Origin of the sequence: Brevundimonas intermedia (assembly GCF_027922165.1) — a bacterium.
Classification (GTDB): Bacteria; Pseudomonadota; Alphaproteobacteria; order Caulobacterales; family Caulobacteraceae; genus Brevundimonas; species Brevundimonas intermedia.
Genome location: NZ_BSFD01000002.1, coordinates 430,752 through 453,149 on the forward strand (window position 1 = coordinate 430,752; position 22,398 = coordinate 453,149).

General features: G+C 68.6%; 20 protein-coding genes and 1 pseudogene. 8 read left to right on the top strand and 13 right to left on the bottom strand.

What is annotated here, in order from left to right; translation table 11 throughout:
* Window positions 1-48: 48 nt before the first annotated feature.
* The 4 genes from mce to PKE72_RS04795 form a co-directional block, all read right to left on the bottom strand.
* On the bottom strand, window positions 49-471 hold the full coding sequence (gene mce, locus PKE72_RS04780) for a methylmalonyl-CoA epimerase (RefSeq protein WP_271164242.1): 423 nt from the start codon (window positions 469-471) through the stop codon (window positions 49-51).
* Complete coding sequence (scpA, locus tag PKE72_RS04785) at window positions 468-2,639, bottom strand: methylmalonyl-CoA mutase (protein WP_271164243.1); 2,172 nt, start codon at window positions 2,637-2,639, stop codon at window positions 468-470. The genes mce and scpA overlap by 4 nt, the downstream gene beginning before the upstream one ends.
* Window positions 2,636-4,015: a methylmalonyl-CoA mutase family protein gene (locus PKE72_RS04790; protein WP_271164244.1), complete on the bottom strand. Its 1,380-nt coding sequence runs from the start codon at window positions 4,013-4,015 to the stop codon at window positions 2,636-2,638. Before PKE72_RS04790 ends, scpA begins: the two co-directional genes overlap by 4 nt.
* Window positions 4,016-4,208: 193 nt before the next feature.
* Window positions 4,209-6,188 carry an acetyl-CoA carboxylase biotin carboxylase subunit gene (locus PKE72_RS04795; RefSeq protein ID WP_271164245.1) on the bottom strand — a complete coding sequence of 660 codons (1,980 nt, stop codon included), beginning with the start codon at window positions 6,186-6,188 and terminating at the stop codon, window positions 4,209-4,211.
* 141 nt (window positions 6,189-6,329) lie between these two features.
* On the opposite strand from PKE72_RS04795, the gene PKE72_RS04800 reads away from it, so the two are divergent.
* A complete protein-coding gene (locus PKE72_RS04800; protein ID WP_271164246.1) occupies window positions 6,330-6,689 on the top strand; it encodes a GIY-YIG nuclease family protein in 360 nt (119 codons plus the stop codon).
* A gap of 224 nt (window positions 6,690-6,913) precedes the next feature.
* Here the strand turns inward: PKE72_RS04800 and PKE72_RS04805 are convergent, their stop codons facing one another.
* The 4 genes and pseudogenes from PKE72_RS04805 to PKE72_RS04820 all read right to left on the bottom strand — a co-directional run bounded on the left by PKE72_RS04805 (window position 6,914) and on the right by PKE72_RS04820 (window position 10,053).
* Window positions 6,914-7,234 (bottom strand): low molecular weight protein tyrosine phosphatase family protein, encoded by a 321-nt coding sequence (locus PKE72_RS04805; RefSeq protein ID WP_271164247.1) that lies wholly within the window; start codon window positions 7,232-7,234, stop codon window positions 6,914-6,916.
* A gap of 334 nt (window positions 7,235-7,568) precedes the next feature.
* Window positions 7,569-7,676 (bottom strand): annotated as a pseudogene (locus PKE72_RS04810) (biotin carboxylase N-terminal domain-containing protein); the annotation flags it as partial.
* Window positions 7,666-8,508 (bottom strand): hypothetical protein, encoded by an 843-nt coding sequence (locus PKE72_RS04815; protein ID WP_271164249.1) that lies wholly within the window; start codon window positions 8,506-8,508, stop codon window positions 7,666-7,668. The gene PKE72_RS04815 and the pseudogene PKE72_RS04810, both read right to left, overlap by 11 nt.
* A 9-nt stretch (window positions 8,509-8,517) precedes the next feature.
* Complete coding sequence (locus PKE72_RS04820; protein ID WP_008259414.1) at window positions 8,518-10,053, bottom strand: acyl-CoA carboxylase subunit beta; 1,536 nt, start codon at window positions 10,051-10,053, stop codon at window positions 8,518-8,520.
* Here PKE72_RS04820 and PKE72_RS04825 point away from each other — a divergent pair.
* The 5 genes from PKE72_RS04825 (at window position 10,052) to PKE72_RS04845 (ending at window position 15,090) form a co-directional block, all read left to right on the top strand.
* Window positions 10,052-10,192, top strand: a complete 141-nt coding sequence (locus tag PKE72_RS04825) for a hypothetical protein (protein ID WP_271164250.1) — start codon at window positions 10,052-10,054, stop codon at window positions 10,190-10,192. The two genes, PKE72_RS04820 and PKE72_RS04825, sit on opposite strands and share 2 nt — an antisense overlap.
* A complete protein-coding gene (locus PKE72_RS04830) occupies window positions 10,185-11,621 on the top strand; it encodes a helix-turn-helix domain-containing protein (protein ID WP_271164251.1) in 1,437 nt (478 codons plus the stop codon). The genes PKE72_RS04825 and PKE72_RS04830 overlap by 8 nt, the downstream gene beginning before the upstream one ends.
* Before the next feature lie 7 nt (window positions 11,622-11,628).
* Window positions 11,629-12,666 carry an oxidoreductase gene (locus PKE72_RS04835; RefSeq protein WP_271164252.1) on the top strand — a complete coding sequence of 346 codons (1,038 nt, stop codon included), beginning with the start codon at window positions 11,629-11,631 and terminating at the stop codon, window positions 12,664-12,666.
* A gap of 328 nt (window positions 12,667-12,994) precedes the next feature.
* Window positions 12,995-13,369, top strand: coding sequence for a BlaI/MecI/CopY family transcriptional regulator (locus PKE72_RS04840; RefSeq protein ID WP_271164253.1), 375 nt, complete (start codon window positions 12,995-12,997; stop codon window positions 13,367-13,369).
* Window positions 13,366-15,090 carry a M56 family metallopeptidase gene (locus PKE72_RS04845; protein ID WP_271164254.1) on the top strand — a complete coding sequence of 575 codons (1,725 nt, stop codon included), beginning with the start codon at window positions 13,366-13,368 and terminating at the stop codon, window positions 15,088-15,090. The genes PKE72_RS04840 and PKE72_RS04845 overlap by 4 nt, the downstream gene beginning before the upstream one ends.
* Window positions 15,091-15,256: 166 nt before the next feature.
* On the opposite strand, the gene PKE72_RS04850 is transcribed toward PKE72_RS04845, so the two are convergent.
* The 5 genes from PKE72_RS04850 to msrC form a co-directional block, all read right to left on the bottom strand.
* On the bottom strand, window positions 15,257-16,585 hold the full coding sequence (locus PKE72_RS04850; protein ID WP_271164255.1) for an Hsp70 family protein: 1,329 nt from the start codon (window positions 16,583-16,585) through the stop codon (window positions 15,257-15,259).
* 68 nt (window positions 16,586-16,653) lie between these two features.
* Window positions 16,654-16,854: a hypothetical protein gene (locus PKE72_RS04855; protein WP_271164256.1), complete on the bottom strand. Its 201-nt coding sequence runs from the start codon at window positions 16,852-16,854 to the stop codon at window positions 16,654-16,656.
* A 104-nt stretch (window positions 16,855-16,958) separates the two neighbouring features.
* Window positions 16,959-17,798, bottom strand: a complete 840-nt coding sequence (locus PKE72_RS04860) for an HpcH/HpaI aldolase/citrate lyase family protein (protein ID WP_271164257.1) — start codon at window positions 17,796-17,798, stop codon at window positions 16,959-16,961.
* Window positions 17,798-18,475 (bottom strand): SDR family NAD(P)-dependent oxidoreductase, encoded by a 678-nt coding sequence (locus PKE72_RS04865; protein ID WP_271164258.1) that lies wholly within the window; start codon window positions 18,473-18,475, stop codon window positions 17,798-17,800. Before PKE72_RS04865 ends, PKE72_RS04860 begins: the two co-directional genes overlap by 1 nt.
* A gap of 33 nt (window positions 18,476-18,508) precedes the next feature.
* A complete protein-coding gene (gene msrC / locus PKE72_RS04870; RefSeq protein ID WP_271164259.1) occupies window positions 18,509-19,018 on the bottom strand; it encodes a free L-methionine (R)-S-oxide reductase MsrC in 510 nt (169 codons plus the stop codon).
* A 249-nt stretch (window positions 19,019-19,267) separates the two neighbouring features.
* On the opposite strand from msrC, the gene PKE72_RS04875 reads away from it, so the two are divergent.
* Together PKE72_RS04875 and PKE72_RS04880 are read left to right on the top strand one after the other, a co-directional pair.
* On the top strand, window positions 19,268-20,770 hold the full coding sequence (locus PKE72_RS04875; RefSeq protein WP_271164260.1) for a tetratricopeptide repeat protein: 1,503 nt from the start codon (window positions 19,268-19,270) through the stop codon (window positions 20,768-20,770).
* Between the two features lie 17 nt (window positions 20,771-20,787).
* On the top strand, window positions 20,788-22,227 hold the full coding sequence (locus tag PKE72_RS04880) for a right-handed parallel beta-helix repeat-containing protein (RefSeq protein ID WP_271164261.1): 1,440 nt from the start codon (window positions 20,788-20,790) through the stop codon (window positions 22,225-22,227).
* Window positions 22,228-22,398 lie beyond the last annotated feature (171 nt).

Sequence of the window (22,398 nt, forward strand, 5' to 3'; positions counted from 1 at the left end):
CTCCCGTTCGCAAAACTCAACGGCGAAGCTGGCGAAAAGCTCCAGCAATCAGTGCGCGCCTTTCGGCGTCTCCATCAGCTCGATCAACACCCCGCCCATGTCGCGCGGATGCAGAAAGACGACCGGCGTTCCATGCGCCCCGATGCGCGGCTCGCCCGTGCCCAGCAGGGTGACGCCCTTGGCCCGCATGTCCGCGATGGCGGCATGGATGTCGGCGACCTCGAAACAGACGTGATGCTGGCCGCCCTTGGGATTCTTGGCCAGGAAACCGACGATGGGGCTGGTCTCGTCATAGGGTTCGATCAACTCGATCTGGGCCGTCGGCGTGTCGATGAAACAGACCTTCACCCCCTGCGCCGGCAGGTCGAACGGCTCGCCGATCTTGGTCGCCCCCAGCACGTCCCGATACAGTTTAATCGAGTCCGCAATGGACGGGGTGGCGACCCCGACATGGTTCAGGGCGCCGATCATGACTTGTCCTTTGCAGGCGCAGGCTGGGCGTAGCCCAGCCGCTGGTTCAGTTTCTCGATCAGGTCCACCGCCGTATCGGCGATGGCCGAACCGGGCAGGTAGACGGCGGCCGCGCCCATATCGAGCAGGGGCTGGACGTCCGACGGTGGGATCACCCCCCCGACCACGATCATGATGTCGGGCCGGCCCAGCTTCTCCAGCTCGGCCTTCAGTTCCGGCACCAGGGTCAGATGCCCGGCGGCCAGCGAACTGGCGCCCACCGCGTGAACCCCCTTGTCCACTGCGTCCTTCGCCGCCTCGGCCGGGGTCTGGAACAGGGCGCCGGCGGTGACGTCGAAGCCTAGGTCGCCATAGCCGGTGGCCACCACCTTCTGGCCCCGGTCATGCCCGTCCTGCCCAAGCTTGGCGATCAGGATGCGCGGCGGCCCGCCGTCATTCTCGACGAAGGTCGCCACCATCTCGCGGGCGCGGGCGAAGCGGGGATCGGCCCCCGCCTCCTTGGCGTAGACGCCCGACACGGTCTGCACCGTCGCCACATGGCGCCCAAAGGCGGCCTCCAACGCGTCGGAGATTTCACCCACCGTGGCCTTTGCCCGCGCCGCCTGCACCGCCAGTTCCAACAGGTTCGCATTCCCCCGCGCACCGTTGGTCAGGGCCTCCAGCGCCGCATCGGTCGCCGCCTGATCCCGCTCGGCCCGCAACCGTTTCAGCTTGTCGATCTGGGCCGCCAGCACCGCCGCGTTGTCGACCTTCAGCATCGGAATATCGTCGACGACGGGGTTCAGATATTTGTTCACCCCCACCACTGTCTGCTGGCCGGTGTCGATCCGGGCCTGGGTCTTGGCGGCGGATTCCTCGATCCTCAGCTTGGGGATGCCCGCCTCGATGGCCTTGGCCATGCCGCCCAGGGCCTCGACCTCGGCCATATGGGCCCGCGCCCGCTCCGCCAGTTCGTGCGTCAGCCGCTCAACATAGAAGCTGCCGCCCCAGGGATCGATGACCTTGGTCAGCCCCGTCTCCGACTGCAGCAGGATCTGGGTGTTGCGCGCGATCCGGGCCGAGAAATCGGTCGGCAGGGCCAGGGCCTCGTCCAGGGCATTGGTGTGCAGGCTCTGCGTCTGCCCGCCCGCCGCCGCCATGGCCTCGACCATGGTGCGCGGCACATTGTTGAACACGTCCTGGGCCGCCAGGCTCCAACCCGACGTCTGGCAGTGGGCGCGCAGGCTCAACGACTTCGGATCGACCCCGCCCTCTTTCCGCACCGCCTCGGCCCACAGCAGGCGGCCCGCCCGCATCTTGGCCACCTCCATGAAATAGTTCATGCCGATGGCCCAGAAGAAGCTCAAGCGCGGCGCGAACCGGTCGATCGGCATGCCCGCCGCGACGCCCGCCCGCAGATATTCGATCCCGTCCGCCAGCGTATAGGCCAGCTCGATATCGGCCGAGGCCCCCGCCTCCTGCATGTGATAGCCGCTGATCGAGATCGAGTTGAACTTCGGCGTCTCCTGCGCCGTCCAGGCAAAGATGTCGGCGATGATCCGCATCGAGGGCTCGGGCGGATAGATGTAGGTGTTCCGAACCATGAACTCCTTCAGAATATCGTTCTGAATGGTCCCGGTCAGGGCCGCGTGCGGCACGCCCTGTTCTTCCGCCGCCACGACATAGAGGGCCAGGATCGGCAGCACCGCCCCGTTCATCGTCATCGACACCGACATCTGATCCAGCGGGATCCCGTCGAACAGGGTCCGCATGTCATAGATGCTGTCGATGGCCACGCCGGCCATGCCGACATCGCCCTTCACCCGCGGGTGGTCGCTGTCATAGCCCCGGTGCGTCGCCAGATCGAAGGCGATGCTCAGCCCCTTCTGCCCCGCCGCCAGATTGCGGCGATAGAAGGCGTTCGACTCCTCGGCGGTCGAGAAGCCGGCGTACTGGCGGATGGTCCAGGGATTGCCCGCATACATGGTCGGATAGGGCCCGCGCACGAAGGGCGCGAACCCCGGCAGGCCGTCCTGGTGATCCAGCCCCTCCAGCGCCTCGGCGCCGTATGCGGTCTCGACCGTCAGCCCCTCGGGCGTCAGCCACGGCTCGCGCCTCGGCCCCTGCCCGGTCGCGTCGAGGTTCAGGGCGATCTTGCTGAAGTCGGGGAAGCTCCCAGAAGCGCTCATTGGCCCGCCTCCTCAAAGGCCGCCGCAAATCGGATCGGCGTCAGGGGTTCGCACACCCGCTCCACCACAACCGCCGCCTCATCGCCCGCCTCGACCGGAGCCGGCCGCACGTCCGCGTCCACATATTTCGTCACCCCGATGATCTGGGCCGCGCCGGTCTTCAGCGCCGCCTCCCGCAGGGCGCGGGCGCGGGCGATGCGGGGCTGGATCACCGACCCCTTCAGGGCCTCGACCAGACCGCCCTCGGACTCGATCATCTGGAACTCGGCCCAGCCGGCCTCGGCCAGATCCCGCGTCCGGGCGTCCAGATACCAGCTCCCCGCCGCCGGATCGTCGACCCGGCCCAGATTGGCCTCTTCCATCAGCACCAGCTGTGTGTTCCTCGCCTGCCGCCGAGCAAAGGCGTCGGACCGCCCGGTCGCGCGGGTGAAGCCGTCCAGCACCACCACATCCGCCCCGCCGACCGCGCCCGCAAACCCCGCCGCCGTCAGCCGCAGCAGATTGGGCCAGGGATCGCGCGCCGCCAGCATACGCCGCGACGACCGCGCCTCGATCACCGCCGGCGCCTCGATCCCAAAGGCTCGCGTCAACCCAGCCCAGATCAGCCGCATGGCCCGGACCTTGGCCAGGCTGTCGAAATATTCCGCATCGACCGACAGGCCGACCACCGTCCCCCGCAAGGCCGCCTCGACCGACATTCCCGCGTCCACGGCCGCCTTCACATGGGCCACCACGCTGGCGGCCGCAAAGGCCAGCTCCTGCGCCGCCGATCCGCCCGCCTCGTGCGCCACGCGCCCGCTGGCCATGAAGAAGGTCGCGTCGGGATAGGCGCCCGCATGGCGCGCCGCCGTATTGGCCGCCAGGCTCAGATGCTCTTCCACCGAACGCGGCGCCCCGCCCGCCTCGGCGAAGGCCGAGACCGGGTCCATGTGGAACCTCAGCTGGGCGCGCGGCGACCCCTTGGCCACGACGGCCAGGGCGTTGGCCGCATCCGGCCCGTCGATCCCCGCGTCCAGCGCGACCGGCGCCAGCTCCAGCGCCACCCCTTCCAGCGCCCGGCCCAGAGGCCCAGAGTCCGCCAGCACTCGCCCCTTCAGCACCACCGAGGCGGCGCCGTTCTCCAGATCGGTCAGCACCGCTTCATTGACCGCCTCGGGATCATCCCCCTCGACCAGGGTCCGCAAATCCCAGGCCCGGCCTTCGGAGTCGGACGGACGCGGCGCGAAGATCGGCTGCACGCCCGTCGCCCCGGCGTACAGCGGCCGCGTCACCAGCTGGTCGGCGTCGAGCGACATCAGCGCCTCGATCGGGCGATCCTTCAACGCCTTCTGGGCCGCCTCGCGCCATTCCAGGGGCGTGGGGGTGGGGAAGCTCATGCGGCCGCCCCCTCTTCCACTTTCGTCATTCCGGGCGAAGCGCAGCGAAGACCCGGAACCCAGCGGCGCCGAAGGCGAAATCCATCCGCCGCACGATGTTTGAAGACCGAATCCGCGACAGGTTCGCGCTCACGCGCGCCGCTGGGTTCCGGGTTGCGCTGCGCGCCCCCGGAATGACGAAAGGGGGGAAACATCACCCGAATTCCACCAGCACGTCATCCGCCGCCACCGGATCCCCGTCCCTGGCCCCCACGGCCTTCACCACCCCGTCGCGCTCCGCCTTCAGGATGTTCTGCATCTTCATGGCCTCGATGATCGCCACCGTCTCGCCGGTCTTGACCTCCTGGCCCACCACCACCGGGATCGACACCACCAGCCCCGGCATCGGCGACAGCACCATCTTCGATGTATCCGCCGCCGCCTTCTCCGGCAGGCGCGCATACAGTTCGGCGACATGCGGCCTCAACACCCGCACCCGCGCCCGCGCCGCGCGGTGACGGATGTCGAAGCCGTCGGCGACGCGTTTGACCTCGGCGGTGAAGGCCTCGCCGTCCAGCTCGGCCTTGAACTGGGCCAGGCCCGGCCGCCAGTCGATGTCCGACAGACGGATGTCGCCCCCGCCCGTCAGGGTCAGGATCATCTCCTCGTCCTCGTCATAGGACAGGCCCACCCCGTGCGGAGTCTTGTCGATCATCACGATCCAGTCGGTGCGGTCCGACGGGTCGCCGTCCTGTTCGGCGATCACCTCGTGCATGGCCAGGGCCGAAGCGATCAGGATCCGCTCCTGCTCCACCGTCGGGCGCAGGCCATGGAAGCCGTCCGGGAATTCGTCCTTGATATAGCTGGTCGACAGATGGCCCGACTTGAACCGGTCCTGGTCCATCACCGCCGCCAGGAAGGGCACATTATGCCCCAGGCCCGACAGGTGGGTGTCTTCCAGCGCCCGAGCCATGCCCGTCACCGCGTCCTCGCGCGTCTCGCCCCAGGCGCACAGTTTGGCGATCATCGGGTCATAGAACATGCTGATCTCGTCGCCTTCGCGGACGCCGGAATCGTTGCGGACGGTGTAGTCGCCCTGGTCGCCTTCTTCGGGCTGCTCATAGCGAACCAGCCGCCCGATGGACGGCAGGAAGCCGCGATAGGGATCCTCGGCGTAGATGCGGCTCTCGATGGCCCAGCCGTTAATCGACAGGTCCTTCTGCTCAAAGGCCAGAGCCTCGCCCCAGGCCGAACGGATCATCTGTTCGACCAGATCGACCCCGCTGATCAGCTCCGTCACCGGATGTTCGACCTGCAGCCGGGTGTTCATCTCCAGGAAGAAGAAGCTCTTGTCCTGACCGGCCACGAACTCGACCGTGCCGGCTGAGTCATAGTTGACCGCCTGGGCCAGGGCGACGGCCTGGGCCCCCATGGCGGCGCGGGTGGCCTCGTCCAGCAGGGGCGAGGGCGCCTCCTCGATGACCTTCTGGTTGCGGCGCTGAATCGAACATTCGCGCTCGAACAGGTGGACCACATGGCCGTGCTTGTCGCCCAGCACCTGGATCTCGATGTGGCGCGGATCGATGATGAACTTCTCAAGAAAGACCCGGTCGTCGCCGAAGGCGTTCAGCGCCTCGGCCTTCACCGCCGCGAACCCCTCGGCCATGTCGGCGTCCGAATGGGCCACGCGGATGCCCTTGCCGCCGCCCCCGGCGCTCGCCTTGATCATGATCGGATAGCCGATCTCGTTGGCGATCTTGACCGCCTCCTCCGGCGTCTCGATCAGGCCCATATGCCCCGGCACGGTCGAAACCCCCGCCTCGGCCGCCAGCTTCTTGGAGCTAATCTTGTCGCCCATGGCCTCGATGGCCTCGGGATTCGGCCCGATAAAGGCGATCCCCTCGTCCCTCAGCCGCCGCGCGAACCCGGCGTTCTCGCTCAAGAACCCAAAGCCCGGATGCACCGCCTGCGCCCCCGTCTGGCGCACCGCCTCGACGATCTTGTCCGCCAGTAAATAGGACTGCGCCGCCGGCGCCGGCCCGATCAGCACCGCCTCGTCGGCCATCTCGACCGCCAACGACCCGGCGTCGGCCTCCGAATAGACCTGCACGGTCTTGATGCCCATGCGGCGGCAGGTCTTGATGATCCGAACCGCGATCTCGCCCCGGTTGGCGATGAGGATTTTGGAGAACATGGTTCAGTCCTTCATAATCGTCATCCTAGGCCTTGTGCCTAGGATCCATAGACTCCGTCGAGGCCGGGGCTCACCGGCCCAAACCGGGCGTATGGATCCTCGGGACAAGCCCGAGGATGACGGGGTGTGGGGGAGAAACAAATGGTCGGACGCGACAGCCTGATCGGCTGCTACATGATGACCAACAGAAAACACGGCGTGATCTACACCGGCGTCAGCAGCCGACTTGTCACGCGCGTCGGCGAGCACAGAGCAGGCCTCATCGACGGCTTCACCAAGCAGTTCGGCCTCAAACGCCTGGTCTGGTACGAATTCCATGACACCATCGTCGGCGCGATCCAGCGCGAAAAGTCGCTGAAACGCTGGCCCCGCGACTGGAAGGCGAACCTGATCGAACGCACCAACCCGCACTGGGACGACCTGTTCCCCGACTTGGTGCGCGCGTCGGGGGCGGAGCCCGACCCCGAAGCCTACCGCAACTGGACGCCTCCGCAGGAGTAATCCCCCCCTCCAAAAGCCGTCATCCTCGGGCTTGTCCCGAGGATCCAGACTCCCGATCTTCAACAGTGCGCCCCAGCCGACGACGCAGCGCCGGTGAGGCCGACGGCCCACGTTCGACACCGGGAGTCTGGATCCTCGGGACAAGCCCGAGGATGACGACAGGGGGGTGAAGAGCAAACGAGCGGGCTCCGACTGCACCCATCGGGCGTTATGATGAAATCCACTCATAGGAACGGCGTCACCTTCATCTTCAACACCGCCACCAGTTCGGGCTGCATGAAGGCGTAATCATCCGGGATATCGAGGCAGACGACGCGGGCCTTGCGGAGTTGCGGCTTGAACCGCCGCGCCAGCTTCGCCCGATGCTGCTTCTCCATCACAAAAATGATGTCCGCCTCCTCGACCATCTCGCCGGTCAGCAACTCCTCGGCATCCGGAGCCAGACCCGCCGAAGCCACTTCGATGTTCGGCCAGTTGGCGAACACCTGTTCAGCTGTGGGGCTGCGCAGCCGATTGCGCGAGCAGATGAAGAGGACGTGTTTCATCAGCGACAGCGGGCCATGATTTGGTGAGGAGGACGGCCGCCGACGCCGCCCCGGCCGCCTATCGAAACCGGCCCCCGCCCGAGGCGTGACCCTCCCCTCTCAAAGCCGTCATCCTCGGGCTTGTCCCGAGGATCCAGACTCCCGGTCTTCAACGGTGCGCCCCAGCCGATGACGCCGCGCCGGTGAGGCCGGCGGCCCACGTTCGACACCGGGAGTCTGGATCCTCGGGACAAGCCCGAGGATGACGGAAAGGGGGTGGCGGACGAACGAACGACCATCACAGCGGACCATGGCCGTGCGTCACCCAGGCGTTCCCCTGGAACCGATCCTTGCACTCGACCTCAGCACAGACCTGCACCGCCTGGCCGCGCATGCGGCGGCAGGTCTTGATGATCCGAACCGCGATCTCGCCCCGGTTGGCGATGAGGATTTTAGAGAACATGGCTGCTTCCCGGAGCTAGAACGCCGCTGCTTCGAGCAGCTTCAGCCTCACGCCGAATTTTTCGTTCGTGTTTGTAGTCAAAGCACCTCGACAAACGGGAAACGAACTTCCCTTTGTGAAAGCGCCACTTAGGTTGGTCGTCCAGCATCTGAACAAAGATGTCTCCAGACATGCTCGTGCCGATCGAATAGAAAACGCGCACTAGCACCAAGTCGTAGACCTGAAAGGCAAGTTTGTTGAAACGATTCAGCGTCGCGACACTTTCCATACCAGCATCCTCGCCTCGCCGATTTCGGATCAAAGACGCAGTGAATTGCGGTTCTGTGGCATGCACGAACTTGGAAAGTTCGCTGTAAAGTGACAGGATTGAAGAGTTGGCGTCCGCTGGCTTCTCAAACTCCGGATCGTATTGAAGCTCGGCGACATACTCGTCGAAACGCTTATCTCGGTCATTCAAACCGGCCAACCGATCCTCCAAGGTCGGAGCATCGGGATGAAAGTCCCGGGTCGATAATTTGACAGCAGCCTCAAGAAGAAATCGCAGCTCTCGCCGAGCCGCGTTCTGTAGTCCTTGCCGAGCGCACATTGTCGTCGCCAGCACCGACTCAGCCAAATGCGGAGCAAATCTCAACAGCAAATAGTTAGAGCTGTCCGGATCGCGAGATGCCATCAGACGAACGGCGGTTTGAGCCTGCAAAAAATCCTGTCCGATCCCGTCCAGGTAGCGGAGTGCGTCCTTAAATGGCTGCGTATCTAGTACCGTTTTTCGATAATTCTCGTGCCGTTCCGCCAGCGATTCCGCAATTTCGGCAATGGGGTCAGGGTCAGTCACGGGCTATGCTCACAGCGGAATATTATCGTGCTTCTTCCAGGGGTTCTCCTGGACCTTGTTCTTCAGCGTCCGCAACGCCTTCACCAGCCGCCGCCGCGTCCCGTGCGGCATGATGACGTCGTCGATGTATCCCAGCCCCGCCGCCACGAACGGGTTGGCGAACCGGTCCTTGTACTCCGCCTCCCGCGCCGCCAGGGCCGCCGGGTCGCCGGCCTCCTTGCGGAAGATGATCTCGACCGCCCCCTTGGCGCCCATGACCGCGATCTCGGCGGTGGGCCAGGCGTAGTTGACGTCGCCGCGCAGGTGTTTCGAACTCATCACATCATAGGCGCCGCCATAGGCCTTGCGCGTGATCAGGGTCAGTTTCGGCACCGTCGCCTCGGCATAGGCGAACAGCAGCTTGGCCCCGTGTTTGATCAGGGCGCCGTACTCCTGCTTGGTCCCCGGCATGAAGCCCGGCACGTCCACCAAGGTCACCAGCGCAATATCGAAGGCGTCGCAGAAGCGCACGAACCGCGCGGCCTTGCGGCTTGAATCGATGTCCAGCACCCCCGCCAGCACCTGGGGCTGGTTGGCGACGATCCCGACCGTCTGGCCGTCCAGCCGGCCGAAGCCGCAGATGATGTTCTTGGCGAAGTCGGCGCCGATCTCGAAGAAGTCGGCCTCGTCGACCACCTTCAGGATCAGCTCCTTCATGTCATAGGGCTGGTTCGGATTGGCCGGGATCAGGGTGTCCAGCGACGGCTCGTCCCGTTCCGGCTCGTCATAGCTCTCACGCACCGGCGGCTTTTCGCGGTTCGACAGGGGCAGGAAGCCGATCAGGCGCCGCACCTCCGACAGGGCCTCCAGATCGTTCTCGAACGCCCCGTCCGCCACGCCCGACTTGCCCGCATGGACCCGCGCCCCGCCCAGATCCTCGTGGCTGACCACTTCGTTGGTGACGGTCTTCACCACATCGGGGCCGGTCACGTACATATAGCTCGTGTCCTTCACCATGAAGATGAAGTCGGTGATGGCCGGCGAATAGACGTCGCCCCCCGCGCACGGCCCCATGATCACGCTGATCTGGGGAATGACGCCGCTGGCCAGGGTGTTCTGCAGGAAGATGTCGGCGTATCCGGCCAGGCTCTCGACCCCCTCCTGGATCCGCGCCCCGCCGGCGTCGAACAGGCCGATGATCGGCGCGCCGGTCGTCAGGGCCATCTTCTGCAACTTGACGATCTTGGCCGCATGGGCGCCCGACAGGCTGCCGCCGAACACCGTGAAATCCTTGGAGAAGACATAGACCAGCCGCCCACCGATGGTCCCGCGCCCCGTCACCACCCCGTCGCCGGGGATGCGTTGCGTCTCCATCCCGAAGTCGTGGCTGCGGTGTTCCACGAACATGTCGGTCTCCTCGAAGGAGCCCTCGTCCAGCAGAACGTCGATGCGTTCGCGCGCCGTCAGCTTGCCCTTGGCGTGCTGGGCGGCGATACGCTTTTCCCCACCGCCCAGTTTGGCGGCGGCGCGACGACGCTCCAGTTCTTCAAGGATGGCTTGAGTCATGATCGGTTTAGGCCTCGTGTTCGAACGGCAAGGCGTGGCGCCTTCATCGCAAATTGGCAAACGCAACTTTGCAAAAGATGCGGAACTGCGCGGACTTGCAAAGGCGGCGACGATGAACTGCAAACTTGCGAATGGCTGAGAAGCTTTTTCTGGGCGCCAAGCTGCGCAAGCTGCGCGAGGCGCGCGGCTGGACGCTGGAGGCCTGCGCCGAGCGGCTGGGTCTGTCGCCGTCGTATCTGTCGCAGATCGAGACCAATCAGCGCCCGGCCACCGCCCGCGTCCTGATCGCCCTGACCCGCGCCTTCCATATCGACGCCAGCCTGTTCGATCTTGAGGGCGACGCCCGCCTGATCGCCGACCTGCGCGAGGCCACCACCGACATCGCCGGCCCGGTCAGCGGCGGGGCCGAGCCCCCGACGGCGGCCGAGCTGAAACAGGCCGTCGCCAACACCCCGCGCCTGGCCCATCAGTTCCTGGCCCTGCACCAGGCCTTCCGCCAGCTGGACGAGCGGGTGAAGGCGCTGGACGACACCCTGGGCCGCGACGAACTGGGCGCCCGCGTCGCCCTGCTGCCTTACGAGGAGGTCCGCGACTTCTTCCACTACCGCGACAACTACGTCGACAGCCTGGACACGGCGGCCGAGGCCCTGGCGGCGGCGGTCCCCCAGGACGGCCCGATCGAACGGGCGCTGGAGACCCTGCTGGCCGACCGGCACGGGGTCCGCACCGTCTATGTCGCCGGCCAGGAGGCCCTGCGCCGCTACGACCCCGCCAGTCGCATCCTGAGCCTTGACGCCTGGCAGCCCGGCGCGACCCGATCCTTCCAGCTGGCCCACCAGCTGGCCCTGCTGTCCTTCCGCGACCTCATCGAGACCGAGTTGGATCAGGCCGCCTTCCGCACCCAGGCCGCGCGCGACGTGGCCCGCGTCGGCCTGGCCAACTACGCCGCCGGCGCGCTCCTGTTGCCCTATCGCGCCTTCCTCGAGGCGGCGCGGGCGGAAAAGCACGACATCGACCGGCTGCGCACCCGGTTCCAGGTCAGTTTCGAACAGGTCTGCCACCGCCTCTCGACCCTGCAACGGCCCGGCTGGCGCGGCGTGCCCTTCTATTTCGCCCGCGTGGACATGGCCGGCAACATCACCAAACGCCACAGCGCCACCCGCTTCCAGTTCGCCCGCTTCGGCGGCGCCTGCCCCCTATGGAATGTCCACGAAGCCTTCGCCACGCCCGACCGGATCGGGGTCCAGTTGGCCGAAATGCCCGACGGCTCGCGCTACATCTCCATCGCCCGCAGCGTGTCCAAGCCCAGCGGCTCCTACCTGGCCAACGACCGCCGCTACGCCCTGTCCCTGGGCTGCGAGGTCGAACACGCCGGATCCCTGGTCTATGCCGCCGGTCTGGACCTGAACGGCCCCGCCGCCCGGATCGGCGTCAGCTGCCGCATCTGCGAGCGCACCGACTGCACCCAGCGCGCCTTCCCGCCCCTGGACCGCGCCCTTCACGTGCCCGAGAATGAGCGCGGCGTGGTGCCCTATGTGCTGGATGGACCCCGTCCGGACCGCTATTGATCGGGGCATGACCTCACACGCACCCATCGGCGTCGCCGTCGTCGGCTATGGCCTGGCGGGCCAGACCTTCCACGCCCCCCTGATCGCGGCGACCCCCGGCCTGCGCCTGACCGCCGTCGTCTCGTCGCGCCCTGAAGCCGTCCACGCCGACCTGCCGGACGTCGATGTCCTGCCCGATCTGGACGCCGCCCTGGCCCGTGACGACATCGGCCTGATCGTCGTCGCCACCCCCGACGCCCTGCACGCCGACCAGTCGATCGCCGCGCTTCAGGCCGGCAAGTCGGTCGTGGTGGACAAGCCCTTCGCCGCCACGCTTGAGCAGGCCGAAGCCGTCGCCGCCGTCGCGGCCGATGCCCCCGGCGTCTTCAGCGTCTTCCAGAACCGCCGCTGGGACGCCGACTTCCTGACCCTGCGCCGGCTGATCGCCGAGGGCGAGTTGGGCGACATCGCCGTGTTCGAAAGCCACTACGACCGCTTCCGCCCCACCGTCACCGACCGCTGGAAGGACCAGCGCGACGGCGGCGTCTGGGCCGACCTGGGCCCGCACCTGATCGACCAGGCGGTGCAGCTGTTCGGCCCGCCGCTCGCCGTCTACGCCGACCTCCAGGCCCAGCGCGTCGGCGCCACCGCCATCGACTACGCCCACGTCCTGCTGCGCTACGACCGGCTGCGTGTCATCCTGAACATGAGCCACCTCGCCGCCGACGCCAGCCTCCGCTACGTCGTCCACGGCACAGGCGGCAGCTTCATCAAACACGGCCTCGACGCCCAGGAGAGCCAGTCCAAGGCCGGCCTTCGCCCCGGCCACCCCGACTGGGGCCTCGACCCCGCGCCCGGCGTCCTGACGAAACAGATCGACGGCCAAACCCTCCGCACCACCCCTGCGCCCGAACGCGGCGATTACCCCGCCTTCTACGCCGCCGTCCGCGACGCCATCCGGGGTGAAGGCCCGCCCCCGGTCCCCGCCGACCAGGCCCTGACCGTCATGCGCATCCTCGACGCGGGTCTCCGCAGCGCCGCCGAGGGCCGCGAGGTTCTGCTCTAAGCGCTCCCTCTACTTTCGTCATTCCGGGCGCCGGGCCGCTTGGCCCGAAGACCCGGAACCCCTCGTCATCCTCCGGCCCGCGAAGCGGGACCGGGGGAGGCGCCGAAGGCGAAATCTGTACGCCGCACAATTTTCAGGCAGTGAGTCCGCGACAGGTTCGCGCTCACGCGCGCCGCTGGGTTCCGGGTCTCCGCTGCGCCGCGCCCGGAATGACGAAAGAAGGGACGCCTGACCCTACCGCGAGTTCATCCCCCCGCCTCATTCCCGCCCCAATCCACTACACATGTAGCGCTACATATGTAGCGTCAACAGTCCCGGGAACAGCCTCATGATCGAATCCCTGCCCCGCCGCGAGCGCGAGATCTTCGAGACCCTGTGTCGGCTCGAGAAGGGCGCCGCAGCCGCCGTCCGCAACGCCCTGTCCGACCCGATCAGCGACTCCGCCGTCCGCACCCTGTTGTCGCGGCTGGAGGCCAAGGGTCTGATCGAACGCGCCCCTGGCCCCGACGGCTATGTCTACAGCCCGGTCCAGCGCACCGAGGCCGTCGCCGCCGGCGCCCTGCAACGGATGATCGACACCTTCTTCGCCGGCTCGGCCGCCAGCGCCGCCACCGCCCTGCTGGGCCTGGGCCAGAAGCTGACGCCGCAAGAGGCCGCCGCCCTCGAACGCATCATCGACGAATCCGTGGAGCGCGAGTCGTGACCTGGGCCCTTCTGCTGTCCCTGCTGGTCAAGTCCAGCCTGATCGCCGGCGCCGGCCTGGCCTGTTCGCGGCTTCTGGCCCAGCGGCCGGTCGACCGGGTCGACATCCTGCGCGGCGTGACCTGTCTGCTGCTGGCCCTGCCGGTGATCATGGCGGTCCTGCCGTCGCTGGAACTGGCGCTTCTGCCCGCCGCCGAACCCCTAATCACGCCCCAAACCCTGCCCATGTGGCAGGGCGAGGTCGGCCCCGTCGCCGGGGTCGAAATCTCCGGCGCCCTGCCCTGGCCCACCCCCGCGCTGATCGTCGGCCTGGTCTGGCTGATCGGCGTCGCGGCGGTCGCCGGACGGCTGCTCTTGGGCCTGCACACCCTGGAGCGCTGGACCCAGGAAGGCCGCGCGGTCAAATGCCCCGCCTGGCGCGCCGCGCTGGACACCCAGACCACCGGCCAACCGCCGCGCCTGATCGCCAATGACCGCCTGTCAGGTCCGCTCAGCTGGGGCGCCGCACCCGGCGTCATCCTGGTCGATCCGACCAGTCTCGCCGAACGCCAGGCCGCCCCCGCCATCCTCGCCCACGAACTGGCCCATCTGCGGCGCAAGGACTGGGTCTTCCTGGTCCTGTCGCGGCTCAGCCTGGCCCTGTTCTGGTTCAACCCCCTGGTCTGGGCCCTGCACCTCGACCTGGTCGCCCGCACCGAAGAGGCCGCCGACGCCGACGCCCTGACCACCGTGGACCGTCAGGTCTACGCCCGCGCCCTGGTCCGCCTGGCCGCACATCCCGTCCCCCGCTCCATTCCCTGCGCCGCCAGCCCCATGGCCGCCGACGCCCGCACCCTGAAGACAAGGATCGCCTGCATCATGTCGAACACGCCGTCCCGCCGTCGCCCGCTGACCGTCGCCCTGACCGTCGCCGCCCTCGCCGCTGTCGCCACGCCCTTGGCCGCGCTCGAGCTGAGCCGTCAGGACTGGGCCGGCCCGCCCCCGCCGCCTGAAGCGCCCGAGACGCCCGAACCCCCGGCCCCGCCCGCCCAGCCGGAACCGCCTGCCCCGCCGTCGATGGTCGTCCCGCCCGCGCCGCCTGCGCCGCCTGCGCCGCCCGCGCCTCCCGCTCCTCCTGCGCCGCCCGCTCCCCCGGCGCCGCCCATCTTCAGCTCAAGCTACACCTACACCTACAGGGGCGATCCCTCTCCCGCGGAACGCGCGGCGGCCGACCAAGCCCGAGCCCAAGCCGATCAGGCCCGCGCACGCGCCGACGAAGCCCGTCGCCGAGCCGACCAGGCCCGTCGCGGTGCCGACCAAGCCCGAGCCCGGGCCGAAGAAAGCCGCGCCCGAGCCGAGATCGCCCGCCTCGACGGCGACCAGGCCCGCGCTCATGCCGCCCAGGCCCGCGCCCGGGGCGAACAGGCCCGCGTCGAAGGCGAAAAGGCGCGGCGCATGGGTGAACAGGCCCGGCTCCAAGCGGCCAGCGCCCGCGTGGACGCCCGTCGCCAGATGGCCCTGGGCGCCGAACAGATGCGCAAGGGCGCGCAGGAGATGCGGGCCGAAGCCGTCCGCCTTCGCGACCCCGCCTACCGCGCCCGCCAGATCGCCGAGAACCGCGCGCGCGGCAACCGCGTCACCGACGCCGAACTGGTCGCGCTCTCCGCCAGCCTGCCCGCCAGAGCGGACGAGATGGACCGCGACGCGGACCGTCTGGCGCAAGACGCGCGGCGTCAGGACTGAGCTGGGCCAGCCCCCCAACCGTCACCCTCGGACTTGTTCCGAGGGCCCACTTTTCCGCCGCAGCAGCGGTTAGAGCAAACCCACTGTCTCGCCGTTCCTGCCCGCCGCCGGCGTAGGCCCTCGGAACAAGTCCGAGGGTGACGGACGGGGAGTGACGGACGGGGGTTCACGCCCCCTGCGTCCACCGCTCCACGTCCGGCTGAAGACCGATCAGGGCCAGGCCAGCGGCGATGGACTCGAACTCGCCGCCGGTCTCGATCCGCTCCGCCCCGAACCGGCGATGGAACATCCTCCGCACGGCGGGGGTCAGGGAGGTGCCGCCGGTCAGGAAGACCCGGTCGATCGCCTCCGGCGCCAGGCCCGAAACGCGCATCGCCTCTTCCAGCGCCTCGTCCAGGGCCGTTTCGATGGCGGTCAGTTCGGGCGCGATCCAGGTCTCGAACTCGGCCCGCGTGACCGGCTTCTCGATCCGCACATCGCCCGCCACGAACGAGAAGTCCGCCGCCTCGGCCGCCGACAGATCCTGTTTCAGCGTCGAGACCGCGCGGTACAGGGCGTGGCCGTGATTGTCGTCCAGCACCTCGATCAGCCGGTCGATCTTCTCGGGCTCCAGCGAGGTCGTGGCCAGGCCACGGATGTCGCGCATGTCGCGCGACGCCCGCAGCAGGGCCAGCTGATCCCAGCGGGCGAAGGCCGAATAATAGCGCTGCGGCACCGGCAGGGTCTTGCCGACGCTGGCGTAGAAGCTGCCCTTGCCCAGTTCCGGCGACACCAGATTGTCGATGATCCGATAGTCGAAGGCGTCGCCCGCCACCCCGACCCCCGACCGCGCCAGGGGCGTGGACTTCAGCCCGTCTGGCGTCCGTTCGAAGCGAATGATCGAAAAGTCGCTGGTGCCCCCGCCGAAGTCGGCGACCAGCACCGTCGCGTCCTGTTTCAGGGTCCGCGCGAAATAGAAGGCGGCGCCGACCGGCTCATAGGCGTAGCGGACGTCCTCGAACCCCAGCCGGCGAAAGGCGGTCTCGTACCGCTCCAGCGCCAGGGCCTCGTCCGGCCGCGCCCCGGCGAAGGTCACGGGCCGGCCCACGATGACGCGCGGCGGCAGATCGGCCATGGCCGCCCCCGCATGCTGACGCAGCTTCAGCAGGAAGGCCGCCAGCAGGTCCTCGAACGTATAGCGCCGGTCGTGGATACGGGTCTCGGTGAAGGCGGCGCTGGCGGCGAAGGTCTTGAACGACTGGATGAACCGGGTGTCGTGGGGATCCTCGACATAGGCCTCGATGGCCCAGGGCCCGGCCTCGACCACCCGCTCGGGCCGCCCGTCGCCCTCGGCCGCATGGAACTGGAAGCTCAGGGCCGAGCGGAAGGTCGAACTTTCGCCGCCCTCGACCACGAACTGCACCAGAATGGCCCCGTTCGTCGGGTCCGCCACCGCAACGACGGAATTGGTCGTGCCGAAGTCGATGCCGATCGTCAGCGGCTGTGGCGTGGTCATGACCCGGCTCCTTGAAGGGCGGGCTTCCTACAGTGTCCGGCGGCAATAGGAAACTGAGCTTCGTCGCCCTACGGACATTGGACCGAGCGCGAGGTCGTCGCCGCGCTGTCGGAGCGGCACGCGCTTTGGCGCTCCAGTCCGTCGCCGATCAGCCGAAACACCGCCGCCCAGACCAGCAGCGAGAAGATCACCGCGCCGCCCCAGCCGATAAATCGCCGGTAGGTTCGGCCGGCGGGATCCAGGTCCGGGATGATGTCAAGGTCGTCCATATCGACGTCCGATCAGAAACAGACCCCTTCATTCGCCTCCAGCGCGAGTCCCGCAACCCGGCAAGATACTTAATCGGATCAGCATCTGTGGACGGTCGGCGCCGTCATCGGCTCGCGGCTTTGTGGCGCGCCAGCACGGCCTCGGCCTGGACCAGGTGCAGACGCTCGACCATGGCGCCCCCCACCCGGATCGCGCCCCGGCCCTCGGCCTCCGGCGCGGCGAAGGCCGCCACCACGGCGCGGGCCGCCTCGACCTCCGCCTCGGACGGCGAGAAGGCGGCGTTGGCGAGCGCGATCTGCGACGGATGGATCAGGCTCTTGCCGTCGAACCCGTACAGCCGCCCCTGCGCCGCCTCGGCCGCCAGTCCGTCCGCATCCTCGATCCGGTTGAAAACCCCGTCGATCGCCACCAGCCCGTGCGCCCGCGCCGCGACCACCAGGGCCGCCAGCCACGGCTTGAACGGCTCTCTATCCGGCGCTGCGCCCGTCCCCAGCGCCTTGGCCAGGTCGTTGACCCCCAGCATCAGCCCGTCCAGCCGCCCGCCCGCGCCCGCAATGTCGTTCAGGGCGATCAGCCCACGCGGCGTCTCGATCATGGCCCACAGGGCGGCCCCCGGCGCGCGGGCCGAGATCGCGTGGACCGTCTCCACCGTCTCCACCTTGGGCGCGACGATCAGGCCGGCGCCCGCCTCCGCCAAGGCGTCCAGGTCATCCTCGCCCCACTCGCTGTCCAGACCGTTGATCCGCACCCCCAGCCTCGGCCCAAATCCTCCGGCCCGAACCGCCGCCACCGCCGCCGCCCGCGCCTCGACCTTGGCCTCGGGCGCCACCGCGTCCTCGAGGTCCAGAATGGCCACGTCGCAGTCCAGGGTCCGCGCCTTCTCCACCGCCCGTGCATTCGACGCCGGCAGATACAGGACGCTGCGGACCAGATCGCCCCGCATCAGACCCGCCCGGTCACCGGCACCAGGGCGCCGGTCATGGCCCGGCTCTCGGGCAAGGCCAGGAACAGGATCACCGCCGCAAGATCGGCCGGCGCGACCCAGGTCGCCGGATCGGCGTCCGGCATGTCCTTGCGGTTGGCCGGGGTGTCGATGATCGAGGGCAGGACGGCGTTGACCGTCACCGCCGTCGTCTTCAGCTCCTCCGCCAGGGCCTGGGTCAGGGCGTGGACGCCCAGCTTGGCCGCCCCATAGGCCCCCATGCCTGCGCCGGGCTTCAGCGCAGCGGCCGAGCCGACATTGACGATCCGCCCGTCGCTCGCAGCCTTCAGATAGGGCAGGGCCGCGCGGCTGGCGTTCAGGGCGGTGGTCAGGTTCAGCGCCTGCATCCGCTCCCAGGCCGGCGCCGCATCCTCAGTCGTCTGCCACACGAACCCGCCGGCGATATTGGCCAGCACATCCAGCCGCCCGAACCGGCTGATGACAGAGGCCACGGCCCCCTCGGCCTGGGCCGGGTCGGTCAGGTCGACCCCGCCGATCTCCAGCACCCCGGCCGGAACCGGATGACCCTCGGCGTGGTCGATGACCGCCACCGCCAGACCCGCCGCCCGCGCAGCCTCCAGCACGGCCCGGCCCAGCACCCCGTGCCCGCCGGTAATCACCATCACCCGTTGCGTCATCTCGTCCTCCATCCCCTCCCCCTGTGTTTCCGCTCAACCGGCGGCGAAGACCTTGGCCATCAGCCGCTCCAGCCCCGCCTGGTCCACCGCGTCGAAGGCCGCCGGCGTCGTCGCATCCACGTCGAACACGGCGATCAATTCGCCCGAGGCGTCCAGCACCGGCACGACGATCTCGCTGGCCGAGCGGCTGTCGCAGGCGATATGGCCGGGGAAGGCGTGGACGTCCTCGACCAGCTGGGTCTGGCGCGTCGCCGCCGCCGTCCCGCACACGCCGCGCCCGAAGGCGATCCGCAGGCATCCCAGCGTGCCCTGATACGGCCCGACCACCAGTTCGTCGGCCCCATCCGGCGTCTTGTCCGGCGCCACGACATAGAAGCCCGTCCAGAAATAATGGTCGAAGGCGTCGGCCAGCATCGAGGCCACGGTCGCCATCCGCGCCGTCAGATTCGGCTCCCCATCCAGCACGGCCAGAATCTCGGCCTCGACCTCGGCGTAACGGTCCGCCTTGTCGGCGGGGCGGTCGTCGCGGGCGACATAGGACATGGGCGGCTCCTTCGATTCGCAGCCGATATAGGCGGCGGCGCCCCCGGAAGCGAGCCTCCGCGCAGAAAGCTCAATTTCTTAAATATCGGAAATCGCACAACAAGGTTCGAACACCCGAAAAATGTCGCTTGCTGTGGCGCCGCTTTGTCGCAAAACATCGTTAACCATGTTTGACGGTCTGACCTGTCGGCGCCTGCGCGCCGCCCTGCGTCGCGTCGAACACGGGGCTTTGGGGAGCGACAGGACAGTATGGGGGAGTACGACAACGCGGATCGCGGTCCGTCCCGGCTCCAGCGGCATCGCATGCCCCTGGCCGGCGGAGCCGTGGCGGTTCTGGTCCTGCTGATCGCCGTCCTGCTGCTGGCCAGCTGCGGCGACGGCGCCCCCGCCTTCTGGCGGCGCGGCGGCCAGAACGACGCCGCCCTGTCCTGCCCCCGCCCCGCCTCGATCACGGGGTCCGAGTTCAACGCCCAGGAGGCCGGTCTGCGCCACCTGCGCCGCGCCGCCTTCCGCGGCGACGTCTTCGCCCAGCTCGAGCTGGGTTCGCGCTACGCCGCCGTCCGCGCCACCGACAAGAATATCGAAGATCCGATCGAAAGCTCGGTCTGGTACGCCATGGCCCTGGCCAATGACGAGGGCTACGCCCCGATCAACGGGGTGGACCGCAAGGGCGGCGTGTTCGGCGGCGGCCTGCGCCCCCTGTCGAAATACGACGACTGCCGCGCCTTCGAACGCCACCGCGCCTATCAGGTGCTGGACCGCCAGCTGTCGCGGATGAGCCGCGAAGAGCAGGAGGCGGTGCGCGACCGCGTCATCTACATTCTGTCGACCCAGGACGCCGAAGGCTATCGCACCCTGGCCCGTCTGCACGACGGCCTCTACGGCCCGTTCGGCGAGCCTGCGGACAATCGCGAGGCCCGCGAGGCCCTGGGCCGCAAGCCCGACGGTAAAGGCCTGGCCCAGCCCCGCTCGCGCGGCGGCTACTGGGCGGCGGTCAACCTGTTCCAGCGCAACGACGTCGACGCCTATCTCTACAACTATCTGGCGGTCCAGACCGGCGACGTCGGCGCCTATGTGCTGATGAAGGACTTCGAACGCTCCTCGCCCGGCCGCGCCCAGTACGCCGGCTTCGTCGAGGCCAAGGCCCGCCAGTGGACGCCCCCGTTCGAATTCTACCCGCTGGAGGCGCCGGCTTCGGGCGTGCCCTTCTCGGACGAAAGCCGCCCGCGCGGCGACGCCTATGAATACGCCCTGTCGCGGCTTCAGGGCGAACTGCCCTTCATCCATGTCGGCCGCGCCCTGCGTTATCTGGGCGTGACCCAGGAGACAGTCACCGCCCCCGAACAGCTGTCCCGGCAACAGATCGAGGCCTTCGAGGCCATGATCGGCCATGCGACCGAAAGCCGGCTGTCCCCGGTCGAACGGGTCCGCGCCATTCAGCTGGCGGCCGTCAACGGCTCGTCCGAGGCCCAGCTGGTGCTGGCGGTCATGTACGCCGAGGGGATCGGCCTGCCCGCCGACTACGCACGGTCGTTCAAATGGTTCAGCGAGGCGGCCCGCCAGGGCAGCCCCGAGGCCAAGTTCGCCATGTCCACCTATTTCGCCCTCGGCGTCGCCGGGGTGGCGGATCAGGACAAGGCCGACGCCGTCGCCTTCCGCATCGAATCCGCGCTGTCGGGCTTCGGCCCCTCGGCCTCGCGTTTGCAGGCCCTGCTGTCCCAGGTGTCCCGCGCCCAACAACAGCGCCGTTAACAGGGGGGTCTGGTCGCATGAACATCCGCTCGCTCGCGAAAGTCTCGCTCCTCGCGGCCTTCGCCCTTTCCGCCGTCACCGCCCTGCCCGACCCGGTTCAGGCTCAGGTCGCCGCCAAGGTCGAGGCCCAGACGCGGCCGAACTTCGGCGTCCTGCTGGACCCGCCGACCCGCAGCCGCCCGCGCGCCCATCGCCGCTACGACTACGGCCGTTATCGCGGCCCCGACTGGCGTCCCCTGCCCCGTCCCCCGCACCAGGAGGAAGTCGTCCTGGTCGACTGCGGCGGCAATCCCGGCTCGGGCGCGATCGAAAGCGCGGTCCAGCGCGTGCGCCCCGGCGGCACATTGATCATCCGCGCCCGGGCCGGCGCCTGCGTCGGCTGGCTCAACATCGACAAGCCGATGACCATCATCGGCGACAGCGGCTTCGATCCGCGCCGCTGGGACGCGGCGACCCCGACCCTCCAGGCGCCGGACGGCCTGCCCTGCCTGACCGTCGCGCCCGGCGTCCGGGTCGAGGTTCGCGACCTGGTCTTCGCCTCACCCCGCGCCGGCGACGCCGCCTGCGTGGTCGGCTACAACGCCGAGATCGTCATGAGCCGGGTCGGCTTCCGCCACGCCGGGGACGAGGCCGCCATCTACGCCGACGGCGGCCTGCTGGACCTGCGCGACGTCCTGATCGACGCCCGCACCGTCTCGGCCGCCATCGTCGCCGACGGCGCCGCCGCCACCCTGTACGAGCTGGCCATCACCGGGGCCCAGTCGGGCGTCGATCTGACGCCGGGCTCCGGCGCCCCCTCCACCCTGACCTCGGTCACCCTGATCGGCTCGGAACAGCCGAACAATTTCGGCCCCCGCGCCATCGGCGTCATCGTCCGATCCGCCCGCGACTACGGCCAGGTCGCCATCAGCAACGCCAAGATCTGCGGTTATGTCGAGGGCGTGGCGGTCGAGGGCGCCTCGGTCTCGGTCTCCAACAGCCGGATCTGCAAGGGCGACAAGGGCGCCGTCCTCTATAACGGCGAGCTCGTCTTCGATCAGAACCGCGTCCGCGTCAGCCAGGTCGGCGTCGCCGCCGCCTCGGGCCGGGCCGTCGTCACCGGCAACAGTTTCGCCGGCGTCCGCGAGGCCATCTACGCCGAGGACCGCGCCAATATCGAGGCCCACGACAACCGCGTCTGGTCGCGTGACCTGTGCCGCCCCCGCTTCGAAAGCCGTTACCGCGACCGCTACGCCCCGTCCTGGGGCAATCGCGCCCGCGACTACGAATGTCAGTACACCCCCTATCCCCGCGACTGGTGGGAAGCCGAGGACGGCCAATACTACGACCACGGCTATGCCCTGGACGGCTACGACCGCTATCAGCAGGGCTACGGCTGGTACGACCGCGACGGCCGCTACATCCCCGACGACCGCTACCGCGGCGACGACCGCTGGCGCCGCAGCGGTTGGTTCTAGTCAAGGCTCGAAAGCGAATTCGCGGCTAAGAGCCCCTCCACCACCGCGCAAGAGGCGCGGCGGTCCCCCTCCCCGCAAAGCGGGGAGGAGACGCGGCGGCGGCGCCTGTCTCCTCCCCACGCAGTGGGGAGGTGGATCGACGCGCAGCGGCGAGACGGAGGGGCTCTTTGA

Coding starts and splice junctions, on each gene's coding strand:
- PKE72_RS04840 (WP_271164253.1), top strand. CDS start 12,995: ATGATCGAATCCCTGCCCCGCCGCGAGCGCGAGATCTTCGAGACCCTG.
- PKE72_RS04795 (WP_271164245.1), bottom strand. CDS start 6,188: ATGTTCTCCAAAATCCTCATCGCCAACCGGGGCGAGATCGCGGTTCGG.
- PKE72_RS04790 (WP_271164244.1), bottom strand. CDS start 4,015: ATGAGCTTCCCCACCCCCACGCCCCTGGAATGGCGCGAGGCGGCCCAG.
- scpA (WP_271164243.1), bottom strand. CDS start 2,639: ATGAGCGCTTCTGGGAGCTTCCCCGACTTCAGCAAGATCGCCCTGAAC.
- PKE72_RS04825 (WP_271164250.1), top strand. CDS start 10,052: ATGATCGGTTTAGGCCTCGTGTTCGAACGGCAAGGCGTGGCGCCTTCA.
- PKE72_RS04835 (WP_271164252.1), top strand. CDS start 11,629: ATGACCTCACACGCACCCATCGGCGTCGCCGTCGTCGGCTATGGCCTG.
- PKE72_RS04865 (WP_271164258.1), bottom strand. CDS start 18,475: ATGACGCAACGGGTGATGGTGATTACCGGCGGGCACGGGGTGCTGGGC.
- PKE72_RS04805 (WP_271164247.1), bottom strand. CDS start 7,234: ATGAAACACGTCCTCTTCATCTGCTCGCGCAATCGGCTGCGCAGCCCC.
- PKE72_RS04880 (WP_271164261.1), top strand. CDS start 20,788: ATGAACATCCGCTCGCTCGCGAAAGTCTCGCTCCTCGCGGCCTTCGCC.
- PKE72_RS04830 (WP_271164251.1), top strand. CDS start 10,185: ATGGCTGAGAAGCTTTTTCTGGGCGCCAAGCTGCGCAAGCTGCGCGAG.
- msrC (WP_271164259.1), bottom strand. CDS start 19,018: ATGTCCTATGTCGCCCGCGACGACCGCCCCGCCGACAAGGCGGACCGT.
- PKE72_RS04875 (WP_271164260.1), top strand. CDS start 19,268: ATGGGGGAGTACGACAACGCGGATCGCGGTCCGTCCCGGCTCCAGCGG.
- PKE72_RS04820 (WP_008259414.1), bottom strand. CDS start 10,053: ATGACTCAAGCCATCCTTGAAGAACTGGAGCGTCGTCGCGCCGCCGCC.
- PKE72_RS04850 (WP_271164255.1), bottom strand. CDS start 16,585: ATGACCACGCCACAGCCGCTGACGATCGGCATCGACTTCGGCACGACC.
- PKE72_RS04800 (WP_271164246.1), top strand. CDS start 6,330: ATGGTCGGACGCGACAGCCTGATCGGCTGCTACATGATGACCAACAGA.
- PKE72_RS04860 (WP_271164257.1), bottom strand. CDS start 17,798: ATGCGGGGCGATCTGGTCCGCAGCGTCCTGTATCTGCCGGCGTCGAAT.
- PKE72_RS04855 (WP_271164256.1), bottom strand. CDS start 16,854: ATGGACGACCTTGACATCATCCCGGACCTGGATCCCGCCGGCCGAACC.
- mce (WP_271164242.1), bottom strand. CDS start 471: ATGATCGGCGCCCTGAACCATGTCGGGGTCGCCACCCCGTCCATTGCG.